General features: G+C 64.6%; 3 protein-coding genes. All 3 read left to right on the forward strand.

All coding sequences use genetic code 11. The features are described from left to right. Positions 1–236 precede the first annotated feature (236 nt). Genes ACR0P8_RS08520 through ACR0P8_RS08530 form a run of 3 tightly spaced genes read left to right on the forward strand, consistent with a single transcriptional unit; the run spans position 237 to position 5083 of the window. On the forward strand, positions 237–1631 hold the full coding sequence (locus ACR0P8_RS08520) for an amino acid permease (protein ID WP_432624663.1): 1395 nt from the start codon (positions 237–239) through the stop codon (positions 1629–1631). A gap of 31 nt (positions 1632–1662) precedes the next feature. Then, positions 1663–3453, forward strand: a complete 1791-nt coding sequence (gene argS, locus ACR0P8_RS08525; RefSeq protein WP_432624661.1) for an arginine--tRNA ligase — start codon at positions 1663–1665, stop codon at positions 3451–3453. A gap of 22 nt (positions 3454–3475) precedes the next feature. Next, the gene (locus ACR0P8_RS08530) at positions 3476–5083 is read left to right on the forward strand and encodes a diaminopimelate decarboxylase family protein (protein ID WP_432624662.1); all 1608 of its coding nucleotides are present in this window, start codon (positions 3476–3478) and stop codon (positions 5081–5083) included. Positions 5084–5256 lie beyond the last annotated feature (173 nt).

A 5256-nucleotide genomic window follows, 5' to 3' on the forward strand; every position in this document is an offset into this window, starting at 1 on the left:
GCAGCCGTCGGACGGAACAGGCGCGCATTGCCGTGAGCCTGCCGTATAGTATTGCGATTGTGCGGCCAACCAAAGTGCGCGCCGCACCCAACCAAAGTCAACAGGAGCCGGAAGCAAGCATGGCCGAATCGCACGCGCAACCGCAATCGCCGCAAGCAAAGCCGCAGCCGCAAGCGGATGGATCGCGGCAAGCGCAGCCGCAGTCCAACAACGAACAGGGTGGATTGGAGCGCAAGATGGAGACGCGCCATCTGACAATGATCTCGCTCGGCGGCGTCATCGGCACCGGTCTGTTCCTAAGCTCCGGCTACACCATCCACCAGGCCGGCCCCCTCGGCGCGATCATCGCCTACGCCATCGGCTCCGTGCTCGTCTACTTCATCATGCTGAGCCTCGGCGAACTGTCCGTGGCCATGCCATACGCCGGCAGTTTCCACCTGTACGCCAAGAAGTTCATCGGTCCCGGCACCGCGTTCACCATCGCCGTGCTGTACTGGCTCAACTGGGCGGTGGCGCTCGCCTCCGAATTCACTGCTGCCGGCCTGCTGATGCAACGCTGGTTCCCGCATTCGCCCGCCTGGATCTGGTCGGCTGCGTTCATCGCGGTCGTGTTCCTGCTCAACATCCTGTCGGTGCGCCTGTACGGCGAATCGGAGTTCTGGTTCGCGTCCATCAAGGTGTTCGCCATCATCGCTTTCATCGTCATCGGCCTGCTGGCCATGTTCGGCGCGATTCCGATCGCCGGCTACGACCATGCGCCGATGTTCGAGAACTTCTATAACGACGGCTGGCTGCCGAACGGCGTGCTGCCGATCTTCTCCACCCTGCTCACGGTGGTGTTCGCCTTCTCCGGCACGGAAGTGGTCGGCGTCGCGGCCGGCGAGACGAAGGATCCGTCCAAGGCGATTCCGAAGGCCGTGCACACCACCGTGCTGCGTCTGGCTATTTTCTTCATCGGCTCGATCGGCGTTATGGCAGCTTTGATTCCGTGGCACAAGTCCGGCGTGGACACGAGCCCGTTCGTGTTGGTGTTCCAGTCTATCGGCATGCCGTTCGCCGGGGACGTCATGAATTTCGTGGTGTTGACGGCCGTCCTGTCCGCCGCGAATTCCGGCCTGTACGTGTGCTCTCGCATGGTGTGGTCGCTGGCGCAGGAAGGCATGATTCCGCGTGTGCTCGCCAAAACCAATTTCCATGGCGTGCCCGTGTTCGCCGTGCTGTTCAGCATGGCCGGCTCCCTGCTGGCGTTGCTGTCTTCCGTGGTGGCCGCCTCGACCGTGTATCTGGCATTGGTGGCGATTTCCGGCCTGGCCACGCTGGTGGTGTGGATGTCGGTTTCCGTCTGCCATATACGATTCCGTCGTCAATGGCTTGCGCAGGGGCATACGGCCGATGAGCTCAAATACCGTGCGCCCGGCTATCCTTTCGTGCCGGTCGCCGCGATCGTGATGTGCATCGGAGCGCTGGTTCTGGTGATCTGTGATCCGTCGCAACGGTCGACGCTGCTGTACATGATTCCGTTCGTCGCGCTGTGCTACGCGGGCTATTACGCGTCCGTGGCCTGGCGTGCGAAACGGCATGGCGGACAGGACGTCCAGCAGCCCGTCCGGAAGGATGGACGGAAGCGCTGAATCTGTCTGTGCGCCCGGTAGACTTGGAGGAATGAGTCCAGAAGCGCTTAGTGAACTGATTTTCAACATTGCCAACACCCTTGTTTCCGAAGGCAAGGCCGGCACCCTGACCTCCGACCTGATCCCACCGCAGGCAAAATTCGCCGTCATGCGTCCGAAGGACCGCGCGCATGGCGATTGGGCCTCCAACGCGGCCATGCAGCTGGCCAAGAAGGCCGGCATGAAGCCGCGTGACTTCGCGGAGCTGTTCGCCGCGGAACTCACCAAGGCCGACGGCATCAAGTCCGTCGAAGTGGCGGGCCCCGGCTTCATCAACATCACGCTCGATTCCGCTTCCGCGGCGGCCGTGGTGGACGCCGTGCTCGAAGCCGGCGACGCATACGGCAAGAACGACCATCTGTCCGGCAAGACCCTGAACCTCGAGTTCGTCTCCGCCAACCCGACCGGTCCGATCCACATCGGCGGCACCCGCTGGGCCGCGGTCGGCGACTCCATGGCCCGCGTGCTCGAAGCCAACGGCGCCAAGGTGGTGCGCGAATACTACTTCAACGATCACGGCGAGCAGATCAACCGCTTCGCCAAGTCCCTCGTGGCCGCCGCGCACGGCGAGACCACGCCGATCGACGGCTACAAGGGCGCATACATCGACGAGATCGCCAAGCGCGTGATCGACGAGGCCACGGCGGACGGCGTCGACATCCTGAACCTGCCGCGCGTGGACGGCGGCGTCGACAAGGACGGCGAACCGCTGGGCGAAGGCGATTCCGAACAGCGCGAGGAGTTCCGCAAGCGCGCCGTGCCGATGATGTTCGACGAAATCCAGAAGTCCATGAAGAACTTCCGCGTCAACTTCGACGTGTGGTTCCACGAGAACAGCCTCTATTCCGACGGCGAGGTCGACAAGGCCATCGCCGACCTGCGCGAACGCGGCGACATCTTCGAAAAGGACGGCGCCACCTGGTTCGCGTCCACCAAGCACGGCGACGACAAGGACCGCGTGATCATCAAATCCGACGGCAACTACGCCTACTTCGCCGCCGACATCGCCTACTACCGCAACAAGCGCCACCGCGACGTGAACCCGGCCGACATCGCCATCTACATGCTCGGCGCCGACCACCACGGCTACATCGGCCGCATGATGGCCATGTGCGAGGCGTTCGGCGACAAGCCGGGCGAGAACATGCAGATCCTCATCGGCCAGCTCGTCAACGTGATGAAAGACGGCAAGGCCGTGCGCATGTCCAAGCGAGCCGGCAACGTCGTCACCATCGACGATCTGACCGACGCCATCGGCGTGGACGCCTCCCGCTACTCGCTGGCGCGCACCGACTACAACTCCCCGGTGGACATCGACCTGAACCTGCTGTCCTCCCATTCCAACGAGAACCCGGTGTACTACGTGCAGTACGCGCACGCACGCTCCTGCAACGTGGACCGCAACGCGGCCGCCGCGGGCATCACCTACGAAGGCGCCGACGTGAGCCTGCTCGACACCCCCGCCGACGGCGAGGTGCTCGCCGCGCTCGCCCAGTGGCCGGCCCTGCTGCGCGAAGCCGGCGACCTGCGCGCCCCGCACCGCGTCGCACACTACCTGGAGGACCTCGCCGCCACGTACCACAAGTGGTACAACGTGGAACGCGTAGTGCCGATGGAGCTCACCGACCCGGAGGCGCGCGGCGAACAGGCCGACGCCATCCGCATCGCCAAGGCTCCGGAACCGGCGCGTGCCGCCGCACGACTGAAGCTCAACGACGCCGTGAGGACGGTCATCGCCGAAGGTCTCGACCTGCTCGGCGTCACCGCCCCCGACAAGATGTGACCGGAAGGAGAGAGCGCAAACCATGCCTGTCACTCCAATCTGGCCGGCCGGCTCGGCCGTGAACGACGAAGGCGAAATCACCATCCACGGCCGCACCGCGGCAAGCCTGCTCGACGAATTCGGCTCCCCGCTCTACGTCATCGACACCGATGACGTGCGTGCCCGCGCCACGAAATTCGTCCATTCCGCCGCCACCGCGTTCAACAACACCGTCACCCATGTCAGCTTCGCCGGCAAGGCGCTGCTGAGCAAGGAGATCTGCCGCATCGTCACCGAATCCGGCATGCTCATCGACACCTGCACCATGGGCGAGATGCGCATCGCGCTCGCCGCCGGCGTACCCGGCCGCCGCCTCGTGCTGCACGGCAACAACAAGTCCGACGCGGAAATCGAACTGGCCATCGAACAGGGCTTCAACAAGATCGTCGTCGACGAGCCGGGCGAGCCGGAACGCATCGCCGCCATCGCCAAGAGGCTTGGCAAGCGCGCCCGCGTCATGCTGCGCGTCACCTCCGGCATCCACGCCGGCGGCCACGAATTCGTGTCCACCGCGCATGAGGACCAGAAGTTCGGCGTGGCCCTGCTGCCCGCCGGCGCCGACGCCGCCAAACTCGGCGTGCTCGACGACCTGACCGACGTGACGCCGGCCGGATCGAACGCGCGCCTGGGCGAGAACGCCGAGAACGCCGCGGATACCGCCGATCAAGCCGCCCATGCCGGTCATGCGGAACGTAAGCTCCAATACGACATCAAATACCCGTACGATCTGAGCCACGAGAAGGTCTCCGAAGGCGACCGCAAGCTTGCCGACGCCATGACCATGGTGGCCGACGGCCCGGCGCTCGCCGTGCTCAAGGACATCTACCGCCGTCAGGACGTGCTCGAACTGGTCGGCGTGCACTCGCACATCGGCTCCAACATCCATGACGCCGACGCCTTCATCCAGGCGGCCAAGCGCATGATGCTGCTGCGCAAGACCTTCTACGCCACCGACGCGTACACCCTGCCGGAGGTCGATCTGGGCGGCGGCTACTCCGTGGCCTACACCGACGGCGAGGATTCCATGGACATCGACGTGGAGCTCGGCAGGCTCGCCGACGCGGTCAACACCGTGAACCGTGCGCTCGGCATGCCGGCCCCCGTCATCTCCTTCGAGCCGGGCCGCTGGACGGTGGCCCCGACCGGCGTCACGCTGTACCGCGTGGGCACCGTCAAGCCGGTGCAGCTGACCGGCGAAGCCAAGGACAAGGACGGCAATCCGGTGACGGAACGCGTGTACGTGTCCGTGGACGGCGGCATGTCCGACAACATCCGTCCGGCGCTGTACGGCTCCGACTACACCGCGCGGATCGCCAATCGCAAGGGCTCCGACGAGACCAAGCTGTGCCGTGTGGTCGGCATGCACTGCGAATCAGGCGACATCGTCGTCAACGAGGTGCGTCTGCCGGCCGACATCAGGCGCGGGGACATCCTCGCGGTGCCCGTCACCGGCGCGTACGGCCGCACGATGGCCAGCAACTACAACCAGGCGCTGATTCCGGCTGTGGTGGGCGTCGGCGAGGCCGGCGCGCATGTCATGATCCGCCGTCAGACGATCGACGACCTGCTCGGCTGGGATGTGAGCGAGTAGCGTTCGTCTCACGTTGCGGACGCGATATGGATGCAGTATGGACGGTTTTCGGGTTTCGCCCCGGAAACCGTCCATTTTCTTACGATTCCGCCGCTTTACGTCACGTTGGGACCGTACAATGAGCATGGTTATACCAATACTTCACATTCAAGGGAGGTTGCCTTGGCACAGGA

The organism is Bifidobacterium sp. (assembly GCF_050874245.1).
Taxonomy (GTDB): Bacteria; Actinomycetota; Actinomycetes; order Actinomycetales; family Bifidobacteriaceae; genus Bifidobacterium.